This window comes from Levilactobacillus bambusae, from assembly GCF_003124125.1.
GTDB classification, from domain to species: Bacteria; Bacillota; Bacilli; order Lactobacillales; family Lactobacillaceae; genus Levilactobacillus; species Levilactobacillus bambusae.
In genome coordinates, this window is the sequence record NZ_QCXQ01000003.1 from 144,937 (window position 1) to 162,233 (window position 17,297).

The following is a 17,297-nucleotide window of genomic DNA, read 5'->3' on the forward strand; positions in this document are numbered from 1 at the left end:
CATCAATGAGGAGGAACACCATGTCGCCACAATGGCAGGTCAATCGTCAACTTAGTCCGACGCAGCCCACCGTTTCGTTACGTAACCTGTTGCAAAAGCAATGGCAGCTACCCAAACGCTTAGTCGGTGACTTACGTCAGCACCGCCGGGTTACCCTAAACGGAACATACCAGCCCGTGAATACGTTAGTTCACCCGGGCGATCAGCTCCAAATGACCTTCGTCCCCAATGATTTCGGCCACCCATACGCCGACGTTCGTCCTGATAGTGCCCAGACGGTAGCGGTGCTTTATGAAACGGCCGATCTGGTCGTGGTGAACAAAACCCAGGGGAGCAAGACCCACCCGAACCTCCCCTGGGAAACCGGGACCACCCAAAACCACGTGGCCGCCTATCTAGGTCCCAATGCTGACGGGCCTTACATTCTAAGCCGGCTCGATCAGGAAACGACCGGGGTCCTTCTCTTTGCCAAGTCCCCCGTCGTTGTCCCCATTCTAGAGCGGGAAATTGCCAATAAACGGGTTCAGCGAACTTACTTAGCGTGGGTTCATGGTACGACGCCCCCAGAGGGCACGTTTACCGATCCCATTGGCTTGGATCCCACGGATAAGCGAAAGCGGCAAATTAACGGGGTGAACCCCCAGACTGCTATCACCCACTATCGTACCCTCGACCGACATCACAACAGGTCACTTGTTGCGTTACGGTTAGAAACCGGCCGGACCCACCAACTTCGGGTTCACCTTGCTGGAAACGGTTATCCAATCGTTGGTGATCCCCTTTACGCCCATGATAAGCCCACCACTCGGTTACGGCTCCACTGCCGCCAATTAATTATTCCCCTCCCGTTTTCAACCGAACGAGTCACGGTGATTGCTCCCGTTCCCCGGCATTTTAACGCTGTTTAACAAGCTCCCGGTACTGGTACATTAATAACTCCATGATGATAATAATGGACACGTGAGAGGTCATCTCCACCCCGTTTTGAACTACTTCGTCCGTAAACAGGTAAAAATTGTAGTCACTCATATTTTGAATGGTATTATTATTCGCACCGGTAATGGAAACCATGGCGCCGTATGTACATTTACGTTCGATTTCCTGCATGAGGGTCACCAGTTCGGGATCTTCACCGCCGTAGTTAAACATAAAGACCAGGTCGTCCTGCCCAATTTGCCGGTAGGCCACCTGGCGTTCCTCATAGTTGAGTGGAAACAAAATAATGAATCCGTTGAGCGTATAAAGATGCCGAACGTATTCAGCAGCGTACTTACTCAACCCCTTAGCGTAAATAATTAGCTTCGGGGCTTTAAGCATGAGTTGCGAAAGGGAAATCAGTTTTTGCCCCTCTAATACCCGCACCGTTTCCTGAATATTTTTCAAGTATTCTTGCCGGTACGCATTTTGTTCAACCACAAAGTGCGTATCGGCCTTTTCTTCGTCCTCATCCGTTTGATTTAATAACGTATATTTAATCACCGTTGAAAATTCGCTGTATCCTGAAAATCCGATTTTACGGACAAACCGTAAGAACGTCGTGGTTGACACGAAGCAGGCAGCGGCGACCTCCCGAATACTTTTACTCTTAACGTCGTCCATATTTTTAATCACGTAGTCCAGCAGAGCGTATTCGTTCTTACTGAGCTTTTCAACGTTCGGGTTCACAATTTCAAAAAAGTTCATGCTGTTTCTATTCCTCCTTACTCAGGCAATCCGGCAATCACGCTGTGAATACTACCGCCCCCAAGTAATAATTCACGGGAATAAATCGGAATAATCTGACGATCGGGATAAAACGCTTGGTACTGCTGCAGGGCCTGTTCATCCTGGGGTTCCTTAAACGTCGGCACAAATACAGCGCCGTTAGCCAGGTAGGCGTTAACGTACGTGGCAGTTAACCGGTCGCCCGGATACCGGGGAAGTAGTCCGTTGACGGGATCCACGCCTTCACTCTCCTCGGCCGTGGCGTAGAGTGGCGTTGGCACCGTGAGCCGGTGAATTTTAAACGGCCGCCCCATGGCATCCGTTGCTGACTGGAGAACTTTTTCGGCCGCCCGGGAAATGCGGGTTTGGGGATCGTTTTGGTCATCACTCCAAGTCAAGGCCACCTCGCCTGGCCGGATAAAACTCACCATGTTATCAATATCCCCGTTAGTTTCATCCATAAAGAAGCCCTCTTGCAGCCAAATAATTTTCGTGACGTTTAGGTAGGTTTTCAACACCTCTTCAATTTCATCCTTCGTCATTTCTCCGTTTCGGCCCTCCGATAGCAGGACCTCTTCGGTAACAATCAGCGTCCCCTCGCCATCCGTCGTGTAGGAACACCCCTCAAGCACAAAATGCTGCAATTTATAGAAATCCAGTTGTTCTAAGGCACAAATCTTCTGGGCTACGAGATCGTCCTGATCCCACGGAAAGTAAAGTCCGTCTACTAATCCGCCCCAGGCATTAAACCGCCAGTCGATGCCCCGACGAATTCCCAGTTGGTTCAACAAGAAGGTGGGGGCCATGTCGCGAATCCAGGCATCGTTATAGCTCATCTCGACCACCCGGACCTGGTTAGATAACGCTTGGTAGGCATGTTCGTATTGCGCCCGTGAGACCAGCATGGTGACCGGCTCAAAATCCACTAGTTTATTCGCAATCTCCGTAATGACGCGTTGGGCGGGTTTTCCGCCCTCCCGCCAATTATCCGGCCGTTCGGGCCACATCATGTAAGCTCCCTGGTGTTTGGCCCACTCGGGAACCATATAAAACCCATCTTTGGTCGGTGTCGACGCCGAAATTTCCATCTTACTCTCTCCCTTAAAGTTTCCTAACTATTAGAGTACCATTTTTATTACCAAAAGAACCGCCCGGCTAAGTCTTTTTGCTTAGTGGGCGGTTCTTTTTGATCGTGGGACCTAGGCATGGATTACCGTACCTTCGTCACCACTGATAATTCCTTTAACATCTTCAAGGGCCCCAATGACTGCGGGATGCCCCGTATTCTTAACAAAGTCGACGGCGGCCTTAACCTTTGGCATCATGCTGCCCTTGGCAAACTCATCCCGGTCGATGTGTTGTTGAACCTCATCCACGGCGACGTTCGTGACTTCTTCTTGGTTGGGTTTACCAAAGTTATAGAAGACGCCACCCACCGACGTGAGGATAATTAACTTATCAGCATTGATCAGCTGAGCAATCTTTGAAGCGCTAAAATCCTTGTCAATGACGGCTTCCTTGCCCACTAGCTGGTTACCCTTCTTAACAACGGGAATGCCACCCCCACCAGACACAATGGGAATAATTCCAGCTTCAATGGTCTTTAAAATTGCTTCGTATTCGTTAATTTCCGTTGGGCGAGGTGATGGGACCACCCGCCGGTACCCCCGACCGGCATCTTCCATAAACTGCCAGTCTGGATACTGTTTCTGCATGGCGTCGGCTTCTTCCTTCGTATAGAAGGGGCCAATTGGTTTGGTCGGAGCCTTAAAGGCCGGATCGTTTTCATCAACGACCGTCTGCGTGATGACCGTCATCACATTTTTCTTAATGCCCTTATCTAACAGTTGTTCCTGCAAGGCATTCTGGAACCAGTAGCCAATACTCCCCTGCGTCATGGCCACGCAGGTATCAAGGGGCATAGCCGGATTTTTATCGCTAGCTGCCGCCAACTGTTGGAGCAAGAGGTTCCCGACTTGGGGTCCGTTACCGTGGGTGATAATGAGTTCATCCCCATTTTCCACAAACTTCACGAGTTCCTTAGCCGTATTTTTAACCGCTTTTTGTTGAGCTTCAGCACTGGCATCATCCGATAAAATGGCGTTTCCACCAAGTGCAACAACGATCTTTGCCATCTAAATCCACATCCTATCCTAGGGGTACTTGCTGGGTGATACAGTGAATGTTCCCACCACCAAGCAGAATTTCACGAGCTGGAACGCCGACGACTTTCCGATCAGGGTAAAGTCGTTCTAACGTTTCCTGGGCCTTTTCATCACTTGGGTCGCCAAACAATGGGTATACAACGCCGCCGTTTGCGGTGTAATAGTTGACGTAACTAGCTGCCAACCGTTCACCAACGGTCCGTGGCAACGTGCCATCAACGGCATCTACTCCGAGACTTTCCTCTTCAGTAATGGTAATTGGCTTTGGCAGGATCATTTTTTCAACCTGAATCTGACGGCCCTTAGCATCCGTTGCGTTGCTGAGAATCTCATAGTTTTCCTTGGAGATGGCGTACTGAGGATCGGATTCATCGTCGGTCCAGGCTAACGCTACCACCCCAGGTTTCACAAAGTTCGCAATGTTATCAACGTGGCCGTTAGTTTCGTCCAAGTAGATTCCGTTCTTTAACCAGATGACTTTTTCCAAGTTCAGGTTTTCTTTCAGAACACTTTCAATCTGTTCCTTTGAAAGTTGCGGATTCCGCCCCTTGGATAACAGGCATTCTTCGGTCGCAATTAAGGTTCCTTCGCCATCAACATGAATGGAGCCACCCTCTAGGACAAAGTCATCTAACCGGTAACGTTCGTCACCCTCAACTTCGATCACCTTTTGGGCTACCCGATCGTCCTTATCCCAAGGGAAGTAGAGGCCATCGACTAAGCCACCCCAAGCGTTAAAGGTCCAATCAACCCCGCGGACTTCACCCTTATCGTTCTTAACAAAGGTTGGCCCACAGTCCCGAATCCAGGCATCATTATTCGAAATTTCAATGACCTTAACGTTATCCGGCAGCATGTGCCGAGCGTTTTCAAACTGGTCATCGTTAACCCCTACCGTAACGGGTTCAAACTCTGAAATGGCAGCAGCAACGTCGGTAAAGGCCTTTTGGGCTGGCTTCCCCCCGTTGCGCCAGTTATCTGGCCGTTGGGGCCAAAGCATGTAGACACCCTTATGGGGTTCAAACTCGCCGGGCATTCTGAAGCCGTCTTTTTTTGGTGAAGAATCTAAGGTTTTCATAGTGGGACTCCTCCTTCATGATTTTTATCATCAGATTTTGATTGATCGCTTTGCTGATCCTTTTTACGACCGTTTAATTGGGCAAAGTAAATGCAGATTTCACCAATCACCACGGCAATAATCGTACCGATTAAGACTGGAATTTTAGTGTTAAACTCGGCGGCGCTACCGTTTAGCGGAATGATGGAACAGTAAACCCCGATTAAGAGTAAGATCACGGGGATAAAAGCCATCAAAGCAATAACGACGGGACCTCCAGGGACCTTGAACGGCCGTTCATGGTCGGGATCCTTCCTTCTCAACTGGAAGAAGGCCGGGAACATGAGCAGGTAAGCCCCTAAAAGTGCGACCACGTTCAACGAGAAGAACGCCCAAAAAATATTTTGATTTGGAATGAACGGTGCGGCAACGATCAGAACTGAGGCAATGATGCCGTTTAAAATCGTTGCACCCGTTGGCATCCCAGTTTTCTTACTGGTAATACTGAAAACACTGGGTAAATCATGATTCTTGGCGGCATATTCAGCCCCTTCGTTCACCCCAGCCGACCACGAAATCAAGTTTGCAACCAGGGAGTAGGCAAAGAGAATTCCGACGAGAACCACAAACCAATTGTGCTGGCCAACTAATAACAGGATACTGTCCATTAATCCACCGGAAGCGGAAAGTTGGTTGGTAGGAATCGCAGCTCCCATTCCAAATGCAGCAAAGACGTAGAAGACAGCGATTAAAATCCCGCCAAGTACAATGGCTTCTGGAATCTGTTTCTTCGGGTTCGGCATGTCGCTGGCCATTGTAGTGACCACTTCAAAACCAAGAAAGTTAAAGAGGATAACGGAAATATAGCTTAAGCTGTGGGCATCAAAACTAGGCAGCATATTGTTTGGCGTAAGTGTCGTTGCCATTCCCTTCGTGGTTGCCACGTAGATCCCTAATCCCCCTAAGCTCAAGATAATAAAAATCTTGGCGAAGGCGGCTAAGTTCAAAATCCACTTGCTGTCAGCCACTGGGAAGCAGCAGATAAGCGTCACAATCCAAGTAAAGGCCAGCTCAATTAACACCGACGGCCACGTTCCAAGCTGAACTTGGAAAATCTGGTTAATCACTTCCACAAAGAGAACGGCTAAGCTGGCCATCCAAATCGGGAAGTTAATCCAGTAGAGGTAGGCGGCACGCCCGCCCCATTTATGACCAAAGGCTCGGTTGACCCAATCATAGATTCCGCCCCCCTCATCATAGGACGTCCCCAATTCGGCAGAAATTAATCCGTACGGTAAGAAGAAGAACAGGAGGAGCAACCCCCACCAGAAGAACTGGGAGGGGCCGATTGCGGCGGCCGGGGCCACTGATTCAACAACCAGCACAACCACGACAGCCATCAGGACGGCATCAAACAACCTAAATTTTTTCTTTTTTTCCATTATCATTCACCTTCATTGGCTGCGCTAGGGACGGACAGGTTTAGAGGGTCGCATCGTCAACGCGGTCCAATAGCATTTCAACTAATTCCGGATCGTTAAATCCATCTAATTGTGCGTCCGTGTAGTTCATGTAAGGTTCCATCAAGTAAACAAGGAGGGCCCGGATGGAAGTTAAGCGATTTTCGGCTTCGTCCCAAACCAGTGAGGCCCGTGAGTCAATGACACTATCCGTCACTTCTTCACCCCGGTTGGCTGGTAAACAGTGCATGAACTTAGCGTGTGGAGCTGCCTTAGCCATTAATTCATCGTTTACCTGGTACTTAGGGTAGAAGATCTTCATCCGTTCGTCGTATGAGAGTGGGGCTTCGTAAAGACCGTACCAAACGTCAGTGTAGATAAAGTCGGCGCCCGCCATTGCTTCGTCAGCATTATCGGTAACACTGACGCTCCCACCGGATACTGCGGCGTTCTTCTTACCAATTTCAATGGCGGATTCCTTCATTTGGAAGTCCTTAGGACCAAATTGTACGAAGTCCATTCCCATCTTAGTGGCCATGAACATCATGGAAACACAAACTTGAGTGGCATCCCCAACAAAGACAACTTTACAGTCACTTAACTTCTTACCAGCTGGTAAGTTTTCCACCATGGTGATAATGTCCCCCATTTCTTGGGTTGGGTGGTTGTAATCACTCATCCCGTTTAAGACGGGAACGGTGGAAGTCGCAGCTAATTCCTGGACCGTTTCGTGCTTAGCTACCCGAGCCATTAAAATGTCCGTTAAGCGGGAAAGAACGGTTCCGGTGTCACCGAGGGATTCACTTTCAGCACTACCCAAGTGAATTTGACCAGGTGCCAAATATTCTGCGTGACCGCCTAATTGGGTCATAGCCGTTTCAAAGGAAACCCGAGTCCGAGTCGATGATTCTTCAAAAATCATACCTAAAGTCCGGTGTGGCAAAAGTTGGGGGTAGTTCCCCGCCTTGATGTCCTTCTTAATTTGGAGACCTAATTTAATAATGTATTGGATTTCTTCACGAGAGTAAGAGTTAGTATCAATGTAATCACGTTTCATAATGGCACACTCCTTAAATGTTTTTAAATTGGTTAACTAGCTTGCTGGTTCCTTGGAACAATTTAAGAATACAAAATGTAAACGCTTTTTTAAACCCTTTTTGCGGTTCCTGACCCGCCATGTAAGGCGATGAATTTTGTTCCATTTCCCGGAACATGTTCCACCCGGACCAAAACGTCATGCCATCAACTTATTTAATCCCCTACACTAATTAATTGACCGATCCGATTCTAATTCCTCAATCGTTTTGTTACATTTCGGGTTCAAAAAAGCAGAAACCCTAGTTAAATCCGATCGAAAATCGATCGAATGACACTAAAGTTCCTGCTTTGTGGTGGAAATGATATCTAATTTGTTTAACGCTTAACTACTCTGAACGGCGCCGACGCCATAGTTGGAATAGCCCGGCACTGACGAAAATGATCATTCCGCCCAGCGTCAAAAGCTCACCTAGTTTTAATCCGGGTGTCTGATAGGTTAACTTAATTTTATGGGTCCCAGCCGGTAGGTGTGCGCCAACAAATCCCACGTTAACCCGGGAGGTTTTTGCTGGGTGTCCATCTACAGTAAGCTGCCATCCCTTGGAGTACGGAATGGAAGTCGTTAAAATGGTGGCTTGATCCGACGTCGCCGTCCCCGTGACAACATCATTATGAACGGACAATTGGGTCAGCTTTTGCTTCTTCAACTGCTGCATCCGTTGGCTATAGGACTTGTTCATCGGCACTGCGATGATCTTAGCCGACTTGTACGAAATTCCTTGGACCCCTTCAAAAGTAATATCAACAGTCTTTCTAGCGGTCTTGGAGTACCCCAAATTGAGTAGTTGACTCGTCTTTGGTTCGTAATCGGAGAGGTTCGTTGACCCTAGTTGGTTGTACCCGGTCAAATTATGCTTGCTCTTCACTTGAACATTGTAGGCTCCGTCACCCGTAACCGAGGTTGCCTTGCGCCAGGTTTGAAGCTGGCTGTCAAACGGATATGGCGTGTTATTAAAGGTATTTTTATTTTTGGTATTGGTTACCGAGTCCGTCATCGTTCGTGGTTGGACCTTAATCCCATCCAGTTGAAGATAGAGTTCCGTATTCTTGGTTAGTTCCGGTTTACTGAGCGTTAACCGGTAAGAAAGTCGCTGGCCCGTATTGCTGGAAGTAAGCTCATGCAAGCCATCTTCATTCGCCTTAAGGTTGTTTTTCACAATCTGCTGGTTTTCTCTTACAGCTGTTTCTAACTGAACCCGGTTTTCAGATAACAATGCTTTCCCTGCTGAACTCTTCTTTAATTTTTCATTGTTGGCAGTTGCCAGCTCCTTATCCAAGTCTTCGGGCGTACTCAGCCACGTCGATGTCGTTGCCATGGTTGAATCTGTCTTTACGCCGGTACCTTGATGATCCGCAGATTTTTGATCGGCATCATCCTGCCGGTTTTGAACCACTTTTTGCAAGGAATCTAAAACGCGGGTCGTATTGACAGAAGTTGTGTAATCCAAAGTTTGGGCCTGGGAGTGATAATCAACCGTTTTAACGTTCTTACGGCTACCAGTCGTCAACGCCCCGTAAGTCATTGCCTGTTCACGATCAACACCGTTCAGGTGGTTAAATTGTGTTTGGCTGAGAATTGAGGTCTGTAAGTAGGCTAACGGCAGCGCGTTATTCGACTTCAGGATGGTAGTTCCCACTCCATTGCCGTATAACCGAGTCGGTTTATCCTTAACGCTTTTAACTTTGTGGTAACCGTAGGGTAACGTTTGGGTTCCCAGTTGATTTGACCGAATAAACAGGTATTTAACCCCTAACAAATTACTCAAACTCGTCCGTCCATCTAACTGATTAATGGGTTTATTCATATTGGCCTGCGTGTTTTGAACTGCATTGCTGAACTGCCCCAGCCACTTATTTTGAACCGAGTAGTACGACATAATATCGTGGGTGCCGTTATTTAAGCCCACGTTCGTACTGGCGTTAGCTTTATAATCATAATATTTTCCGGTGGAGCTCCTGTAGAACCCAGATTGTTCCCGGACGTACTTATCCGCACCATCTAAATACTTCTTCTGGTAGGCGGTAGCTAAACCACGGGTTAATAATTCCGAATTAATCCCATCTGGACTGACGTTCGGACTAAAGAACCCGTAACCATTACTGATCAGATTCAGGCCAAAAATGGCCCAAACCGTGCCCCACGCCATTTTAGATGACAACCCTAGTTGCTGGCGGAGTGCCAGAACCCCGATTAAGGCGAATAGGAGGCCGTACGACACGGAATCGTGAATGGGATTATCAAAGATAAATCCGTTAGCCACCCAGACTAACCCAACCAGAATGATAGCGGCGCCAACCATGACCCGATAATCATACCGGGTGAGCGTACTAAAGTGGTCGACAAAAATCATGAGGGCCAAGCTAAAGAAAAGGCAGCCCAAAAGAATCCACCGGTCTGACGGGGTTGAGCCCCCGTTCATAATGGCAGCGACCACCGGTGATAAACTCCCCACCAGGATCAAAGTCAACGTCACGCTTAACGCCAAGTAACGACGGTAATGACTTAAAACGTACACGATTCCCAGAAAGGTTAACGTACTAATCCCCATACTAAGCCAGAAGCCGGCCCGGCCCGGAGAAGTGATGATGGAAGATGGTACGCTGAGGTAAAAGTTGACGGGATAGAACCAGTAGCCATTAGCAAACTGCGCCGTTGAATTGACCCGGGTCGATTGCATCATGGCTATGACGGACGGAATAAACAATATAGCGGATAATAAAAAGCCCGTCACTACCGGTTTCACGAGCTGCCAAAGCGTCTTAAACAACGGCATTGGCTGATGATCTATCCACGACCGCGCATACCGCATTGCAGCGTACGCAAAACTACCAATCGCTAATATGTAGGCAAAGTAAAAGTTGCTAGCCAACGTTACCGCTACTGCGAGAGCAAGCGGCAGCCAGGATTTCCCCCGGAAAATCCGCTCAATCCCATAGGCCAGCAGTGGAAACAGAATCATCGGCAACAAGAAGAAGGGATGCCGAACACTCACAAACAGGGAGTAACCCGTAAAGGTGTAGGCTAAACTACCAAGCAACTGACTTTGCGGCTTGAACTTGAACTGCCGTGAAAATATCAGGAAAGCTAACCCACTACAGAATAACCGGAGAATAACGAGGAGGTTATACCCCATTTCGATCCTATTCTTGGGAAATACCGCAATAAGGTAAGCAAACGGATCCCCCGTTACGTAGTAAGAAAAGGTAGTTAACTTATCCGCCCCTAAACCAAGGGCCCAAGACCACCCAAATAAACTCCCCGGAAACCCGTGGTGGAGTAAATCATAGAACTTTACCAGGATGGGATAGTGCTGGGCTAATCCATCCCCCCACCAGATAAATGATTTTCCCGTAAGTAGAAAGATTCCGTAAATGATGCAGACTAAAATGGTAAATAAAATTGTAAACTGCGCATAAATTTTTTTGGAAGTTAATCGTTTCACCCTAATTCCCCTAACTTAAAACATATCTATTATTCATTATACGGCGTTACCTGATGATTTTGGAACTAATGATCATTAAAAATTCAACAAATTTTCCTTAAAACCAAAGAAAAATCCCCGCTCTTTTTAAGGCCAACACCCTTAGAAAGAACGGGGATTTCCCATCCGGTTGATAAACTTGATGAACGATTTAAGTTAAGCAAAACGTATGGACATATCAAGTTAGGTTTTCGCCAAGCCTATCAAGTCGTCAGCTACCACTCAGCTGTTATCGACATGAGTAATTATAACAAAAATGTTTCACACACAGGTAATTTTTATTCGATTGTAATATTACAAATCCATAACAGGTAAAACATAATTTGTACCATGTAAACAGTGTAAAACGTTTCCCATTTGCTTTTCTAAGGCTAATTAATACCTGTTAACGTTTCGAACTACATGTTGCTTTTTTTAGCGGTTGTCTTACTTTGTTAATCTAATATCGGCCCGCTAATATGTTTCACAGAAGGTGCAAAAAAATGGGGTTGGAACATTAGGCCCGCTTCGCTCAAAAAACACAAATCTGCAACTTAACACGACGTCCCTCATCCAAAGTCCGGATGACTTCGTACCAGTAGTTACGTGACATTAGTCAAGCCAAATCAAAAAAACACCGGGCAAGTTCAGATTGAACTTGCCCGGCGCCATAATTAACTAGGTGATGAGCACCTTAGTCGTCGAACAGACTACTTAAGTGGCTTCCATTCCCAGTTTTCAACTTCTGGTAAATCAGTTCCCACTTCATCGATGTAGGCAGTGTGCTTAGCAACCATGTCATCCATCTTTTGAACGAATGAGGCACCCTTAACGGCGTACTTAGGTTGATCCAAGACAGCTTCCTTAGCCAAGTCGAACCGGTCGAGCTGGTTAAGAACCCGCATGTCAAATGGTGTGGTAATATCACCGTTTTCACGGTAACCGTGAACGTGTAAGTTATGATTGTGACGATCGAAGAAGAGGTCCTTGATCATGCCTTCGAAACCGTGCCATGCAAAGATAACAGGCTTGTCAGTCGTGAAGTAACGGTCGAATTCTTCGTCGCTCAAACCACGTGGGTCCAACTTAGGTGAACGAAGCTTCAAGATATCAACAACGTTAATAAAGCGAATCTTCATTTCTGGGAAGTTATCGTGCAAGATAGAAATTGCAGCTAATGATTCCCAAGTTGGTTCAGTCCCAGCAGCGGCGAACACAATATCAGGTTCTTCGCCTTGGTCAGTTGATGCCCAATCAATGTAGCCTAAACCATTGTGAACCAGGTTAGTGGCTTCTTCAATTGAGAACCATTGTGGCCGTGGGTGCTTTGAAGTAACGATCAAGTTGATCTTTTCGCGGCTCCGGAATACGACGTCACCAACGGCTAACAGGGTGTTAGCATCGGCTGGCAAGTATTCACGGATAAATTCAGGCTTCTTTTCTGACAAGTGAGTCAGCATACCTGGGTCCTGGTGAGTGTACCCATTGTGATCTTGTTGGAATACGGTTGACGTATCAACGAAGTTCAATGATGGGTAGTCATGACGCCAGTATTGTTCTGAGGCCTTCCGTAACCACTTGAAGTGTTGGGTTAACATTGAGTCGACGACCCGACCGAATGCTTCGTAGGTAGCGAAGAAACCATGACGACCCGTCAGAACGTAACCTTCAAGGAAACCTTCATCTTGGTGTTCGGATAATTGAGAATCGATTACCCGGCCTTGTGGGGCCATGTTTTCATCGGCTGGTTCGTGGATTGGTTCCATCCATTGACGCTTGCCGTAGTCTAACATTGAGTAAAGACGGTTAGACTTGGATTCATCAGGACCAAACGCACGGAAGTTGTGTTGGTTTAACTTCATCGTATCGCGGATGTAGTCTGACCATACCACCATATCTTGAGCAACCGTCTTGCCTGGAGTTGAAGTATCAACAGCGTACTTCTTGTAGTCAGGCAAGTCTAATGGTTCAGGCTTAACCCCACCGTTAGTAATTGGGTTCATGGCCATCCGCTTAGTACCCTTAGGTGCCATGTCGATGACGTCTTGCTTGATTGAACCGTCTTGGTTGAAGAGATCTTCTGGCTTATAGCTTTCCATCCAAGCTAAGAATTCTTCCTTGTCGTCCATGTTGCCGGCAGAGAAGTCTAATGGGACTTGGTGGGCCCGGAATGAACCTTCAATTGGGTTACCATCTTTGTCCTTCTTAGGACCAGTCCAGCCCTTAGGTGAACGGAAGATGATCATTGGCCAAATTGGTTCAGTGTTGTCATTGTTGTCACGAGCATTCTTTTGAATAGCTTGAATCTTTTCGATTGCACTATCCATAACCTTAGCCATAGCTTCGGCAGTCCGCATAACATCATCAGCAGCACCGTCAGTTTCAACAAACATTGGATCCCAGCCCATACCCTTGAAGTAGTTGGTTAACTCTTCATCGGTCATCCGGGAAAGGATGGTTGGGTTAGAAATCTTAAACCCGTTCAAGTTGATGATTGGTAATACCGCACCATCAGTGATTGGGTTGATAAACTTGTCGGAGAACCATGAAGCAGCTAATGGACCTGATTCGCTTTCACCATCACCAACTTCAACGGCGGCAATCTGGTCTGGGTTATCTAAGATTGCACCAGTCCCATGGGAAATACTGTAACCAAGTTCCCCACCTTCATGCATTGAACCTGGAGTTTCAGGTGCCGCATGGGAAGCAATTCCACCTGGGAAGGAGAATTGTTTGAAGAGGCGTTGAAGTCCCTTTTCATCCTGGGTGATGTTAGGGTAGATTTCAGTATAACTACCATCAACGTAAGAGTTGGAAACCATTACTTGGCCACCGTGACCTGAACCTTCAATGTAGAACATGTTTAAATCATACTTGTTGATGACACGGTTTAATTCTGCGTAAATGAAGTTTTGAGAAGCAATCGTACCCCAGTGGCCGATTGGCTTGATCTTAACGTCATCAGAAGTTAAATCGCCCTTTAATAATGGGTTGTCACGTAAGAACAATTGACCAACTGAAAGGTAGTTGGCGGCGTTCCAGTACTTGATAACACCTTCCAAATATTCTTTGGAATCGTAATCTACTGCCATGAATTAACACTCCTTCTTTGAAATCAAAGTCTAAAACTTGTTGATAGAACTATGGCGTAAGGTTTACTCGTTTTCTTCGAGTAATTTACACTGACAATGATAAACCATTTTTACTATAAGTCAACCTTTTTATAAATTGGACCGTATCAATTCATAAAAACTGATTACCCCAGTATCTGGAGTCCTCTATTATGTCAAATCGGCCCCATAATTGCGAGGATTTAGTTCCTGAATGTTTATCCAAAAACAACCATCAAGAGTCGGGAAATTCTCCGACTCTTGATGGTTGTTTAATCCGCTATTCTTCATCAAGATTAACGAACGTATTGTAATTTAAATATTTATAATGCAGCCTCATATTTGACACTTCAAACGGAGTCCCATCGTCGAGGAAGAAAATTCCCTCCATAATCCCCACCGGTTCAGTGGGTTTTAGCCGCAATAGGTCTTGGTCCTCAGCGTTAGATGGGGCAGCCTTAATGGTCATAAACGACTTAGTCGCCGTTTTGCCCTGGGTCTCTAAGTAGTTAAAAATCGACCCCGAGACAATTTGCGCCGTTAAATCCGGGACAATCTTAATGGGAATGTACCCCGTCTCGATCATAAACGGCTGATCATCAAACAACCGCAGCCGTTTAATTTCGTACACAAAGTCGCCCGCATCCAAAAATAATTCCTGCTGCAGATCGGGCGTGGCCGAGACAACGTTAAACGCCAGGAGTTTAATGCCCGGGGTGGCTCCCGCCGACTTCATACTATCGGTTACCCCGAGGTTCGATCCCTCGTATTTAAAAATACTTTGATTTTTTAGGTATAGTGGATTAATAAAGGTTCCGGAACCGCGCTTTTTAAAAATAATGCCCTGGTTGGCCAGGACGTTAAGCGCGCGTTTAATGGAACTCCGGCTGACTTGGTACTCTTCGCTTAAGCTTCGTTCATCCGGTAATTTTTTATTCGGAAACTGATTTTGATATATCCGCTGCTTTAGATCGTGCATTACCTGTCGGTACACTAAATCTGCCATGACGACTCCTCTAATCTTCACTGGATGGTCTTTAACCCACCCAGTATAACAGGTTTTAGAACCCGTGTCTTGTTTCTCGCAAAGATATGCGGTCCAGTCATTTTAAAAGTCCAATCCAATTTCTAAAAACCCGACTCGTCTCGGTCCATAAAACATGCTAAACTAGGCGGTAAGAAGGTGAACCAACATGGCGAAAAAAAGCAAGAAGGGGCGGTTGCACAAAACCCTTGTGGAACAGATCCTCGATAAGAACAAAATTCCCTACCAACAGTTAGTGTTTGAAACCTATACGGATGGTGACGTTCAGTCCGCGGTTCATACCAATGACGACCATCACGTTTATAAAACGCTGGCTCTCCTAGGTAACACAACGGGCCCCGTGATCGGGGTACTTCCCATTGACCGACACTTAGATGAAAAAAAGCTGGCTAAGGTGTCCGGCAACAAAAAAGTCAACATGATCCCCTTGAAGGACCTCCAAAAGACCACCGGTTACGAACACGGCGCCAACACCCCCATCGGCATTTGGGAGAAAAGCAAGTACCCCATTTATATTGATGAGGTCGCCCAAGATCAGGGCCAAATTGCCGTCTCTTCGGGGCAAATCGGCCGGTCCGTTATTCTCGACGCCAATGACCTGGCCCATCTCGTCTCCGGGACGTTTGCCGATTTAGAAGCCCATGATTAAGACCCTATTCGAAGTCAATACGCAGGTGCTTTTGGATCTGGTGGTCGTTCCCGTCCTATTTATCACCCTGTTAACCTGGGTAAACCGCCAAATTAAGGAGTTATTGGCCCAGTACTTCGGGATGCGCAGCGAGGCCGTATTAGGAAGCTTAGGCATCATTATTCACGAAGCGAGCCATTTAGTGGTGGCTCTTCTGTTTGGCCACCACATCACCCATGTCACCCTGTTACGGTTTCCGAAAAACGAGGACCCCGATCTTTCCCTGGGATCCGTTAACCACACCTGGAATCAAAACAACCTGTATCAAACGGTCGGTAACCTCTTTATCGGTGTAGCTCCCATTTTCGGCTGTACGGGGGCCCTCCTTGCTTTGATGGCTTGGTTAACGCCCGAGGCCTTTGCGGGGATGACCCCTTTAAAGCAGAATCCCACGTGGACTCAACTTCAGCATTTTCTGGCCACCATCAGTCAGTCGTCAACCCCGTGGTGGCACTGGGTAACCTTGATTATCCTCTCCCTTAGCATCTGTATTGGCGGCTTTGACCTCAGTACGGCTGATTACCTTAATTCAAAGGTGGGACTGTTAAGCTATCTGGTTCTCATCGTTGCATTAACCAGTGGTCTCACCGTCTTTGGCATTGTGACGGCATTTGCCAACGGCGCCACCCGATTTGCGGTGAGTTTGACCGTCATCTTAATGTATTCCTTTATTTTAAGCTGCTTGACCTATTTCCTGTTGCGGATAATAATTGCTATAAAAAAGGGTCGCTGATAGTTCAGCGACCCTTTTTTGCTATTCCACCACTTCATACACCCGCTGCGTCTTACTCTTCCGCAACAAGAAGATGGAAACGGCCAACATCAAAATCCAGGGACCTAACAGGGGTAGAATAGCTAGCCCGTGGGTGTAAATGATTGAACCGCTGACACCAAGTGACGCCTCGAAGTCATTTATTCCGTGAAACAGCATTGGCCAAATTAGGCTTCGGGTCCGCAGGTAGAGGGCTGCTAAGAATAACCCCAAGAAGAAGGCGTTGAGCCCCTGAACCAGAGTCGCTTCAATGACTTGATGGGCGCCTAGATTGACCATGTGCGTGGCACCAAATAGAACACTCACAATGAGAACTGTCCGCCACATTCCGGCATGGCCAGAAAAATGGGATAGGGTCCCAGGAAGTAAGATCCCCCGGAAGAGAAGTTCCTCTGTAACCCCAGCGCACACCCCAATAATAAGGGCGGTTTCAACGTTCGCATTTTTAGTTTGAGTCCATACTAGGATTGCCTGTAAGCAGACGATTATGGTTAAGCTGTTCACCATCAGAATCGTTTTTGCGGGTACGTCCGACTTAAAATGGAGTGGTTGATGAATCCAAAAATAATTTAAAGTGAGGATAACAGCAATAGCAATTAATTCCTGCACAATAAGCCGGGTGGAAAAATTCCACGACTTAGGGAAAAGGGCGTTAGCACCTAACACGACGATAATAAACGCAAACCAAATGGTAATCAGTTTTGTCCAACTTGTTTTTTGCATCATTTCAACCTCCT

The 17,297-nt window shown here is 47.0% G+C and carries 13 protein-coding genes; 3 read left to right on the forward strand and 10 right to left on the reverse strand.

Going from position 1 to position 17,297, the window contains the following annotated elements; all coding sequences use genetic code 11:
* The first annotated feature begins 20 nt into the window (after positions 1 to 20).
* A complete protein-coding gene (locus DCM90_RS07200) occupies positions 21 to 908 on the forward strand; it encodes an RluA family pseudouridine synthase (RefSeq protein ID WP_109250694.1) in 888 nt (295 codons plus the stop codon).
* Here the strand turns inward: DCM90_RS07200 and DCM90_RS07205 are convergent.
* The 9 genes from DCM90_RS07205 to DCM90_RS07245 form a co-directional block, all read right to left on the reverse strand.
* Positions 895 to 1,683, reverse strand: coding sequence for a MurR/RpiR family transcriptional regulator (locus DCM90_RS07205; protein WP_109250695.1), 789 nt, complete (start codon positions 1,681 to 1,683; stop codon positions 895 to 897). The genes DCM90_RS07200 and DCM90_RS07205 overlap by 14 nt on opposite strands.
* A 17-nt stretch (positions 1,684 to 1,700) precedes the next feature.
* Positions 1,701 to 2,792: an agmatine deiminase gene (aguA, locus tag DCM90_RS07210; protein WP_109250696.1), complete on the reverse strand. Its 1,092-nt coding sequence runs from the start codon at positions 2,790 to 2,792 to the stop codon at positions 1,701 to 1,703.
* Between the two features lie 111 nt (positions 2,793 to 2,903).
* A complete protein-coding gene (gene arcC / locus DCM90_RS07215; protein ID WP_109250697.1) occupies positions 2,904 to 3,839 on the reverse strand; it encodes a carbamate kinase in 936 nt (311 codons plus the stop codon).
* Positions 3,840 to 3,852: 13 nt separating this feature from the next.
* On the reverse strand, positions 3,853 to 4,947 hold the full coding sequence (aguA, locus tag DCM90_RS07220; RefSeq protein WP_109250698.1) for an agmatine deiminase: 1,095 nt from the start codon (positions 4,945 to 4,947) through the stop codon (positions 3,853 to 3,855).
* Positions 4,944 to 6,368, reverse strand: a complete 1,425-nt coding sequence (locus DCM90_RS07225; RefSeq protein ID WP_109250699.1) for an APC family permease — start codon at positions 6,366 to 6,368, stop codon at positions 4,944 to 4,946. The genes aguA (DCM90_RS07220) and DCM90_RS07225 overlap by 4 nt, the downstream gene beginning before the upstream one ends.
* 40 nt (positions 6,369 to 6,408) lie before the next feature.
* Positions 6,409 to 7,443 carry a putrescine carbamoyltransferase gene (gene ptcA / locus DCM90_RS07230; protein ID WP_109250700.1) on the reverse strand — a complete coding sequence of 345 codons (1,035 nt, stop codon included), beginning with the start codon at positions 7,441 to 7,443 and terminating at the stop codon, positions 6,409 to 6,411.
* A 367-nt stretch (positions 7,444 to 7,810) separates the two neighbouring features.
* Entirely contained in the window at positions 7,811 to 10,927 is a 3,117-nt protein-coding gene (locus tag DCM90_RS07235) for a YfhO family protein (protein WP_109250701.1), read from the reverse strand.
* Between the two features lie 728 nt (positions 10,928 to 11,655).
* Positions 11,656 to 14,037, reverse strand: coding sequence for a phosphoketolase family protein (locus DCM90_RS07240; protein WP_109250702.1), 2,382 nt, complete (start codon positions 14,035 to 14,037; stop codon positions 11,656 to 11,658).
* 298 nt (positions 14,038 to 14,335) lie between these two features.
* Positions 14,336 to 15,061, reverse strand: a complete 726-nt coding sequence (locus DCM90_RS07245; RefSeq protein ID WP_109250703.1) for a GntR family transcriptional regulator — start codon at positions 15,059 to 15,061, stop codon at positions 14,336 to 14,338.
* A 187-nt stretch (positions 15,062 to 15,248) separates the two neighbouring features.
* Between DCM90_RS07245 and DCM90_RS07250 the strand changes: the two genes are divergently transcribed.
* On the forward strand, positions 15,249 to 15,749 hold the full coding sequence (locus DCM90_RS07250) for an aminoacyl-tRNA deacylase (RefSeq protein ID WP_109250704.1): 501 nt from the start codon (positions 15,249 to 15,251) through the stop codon (positions 15,747 to 15,749).
* Positions 15,742 to 16,521 (forward strand): hypothetical protein, encoded by a 780-nt coding sequence (locus DCM90_RS07255; RefSeq protein ID WP_109250705.1) that lies wholly within the window; start codon positions 15,742 to 15,744, stop codon positions 16,519 to 16,521. The genes DCM90_RS07250 and DCM90_RS07255 overlap by 8 nt, the downstream gene beginning before the upstream one ends.
* Before the next feature lie 21 nt (positions 16,522 to 16,542).
* Here DCM90_RS07255 and DCM90_RS07260 read toward each other — a convergent pair whose 3' ends face one another.
* Positions 16,543 to 17,283, reverse strand: coding sequence for a CPBP family intramembrane glutamic endopeptidase (locus DCM90_RS07260; protein WP_165815248.1), 741 nt, complete (start codon positions 17,281 to 17,283; stop codon positions 16,543 to 16,545).
* Positions 17,284 to 17,297 lie beyond the last annotated feature (14 nt).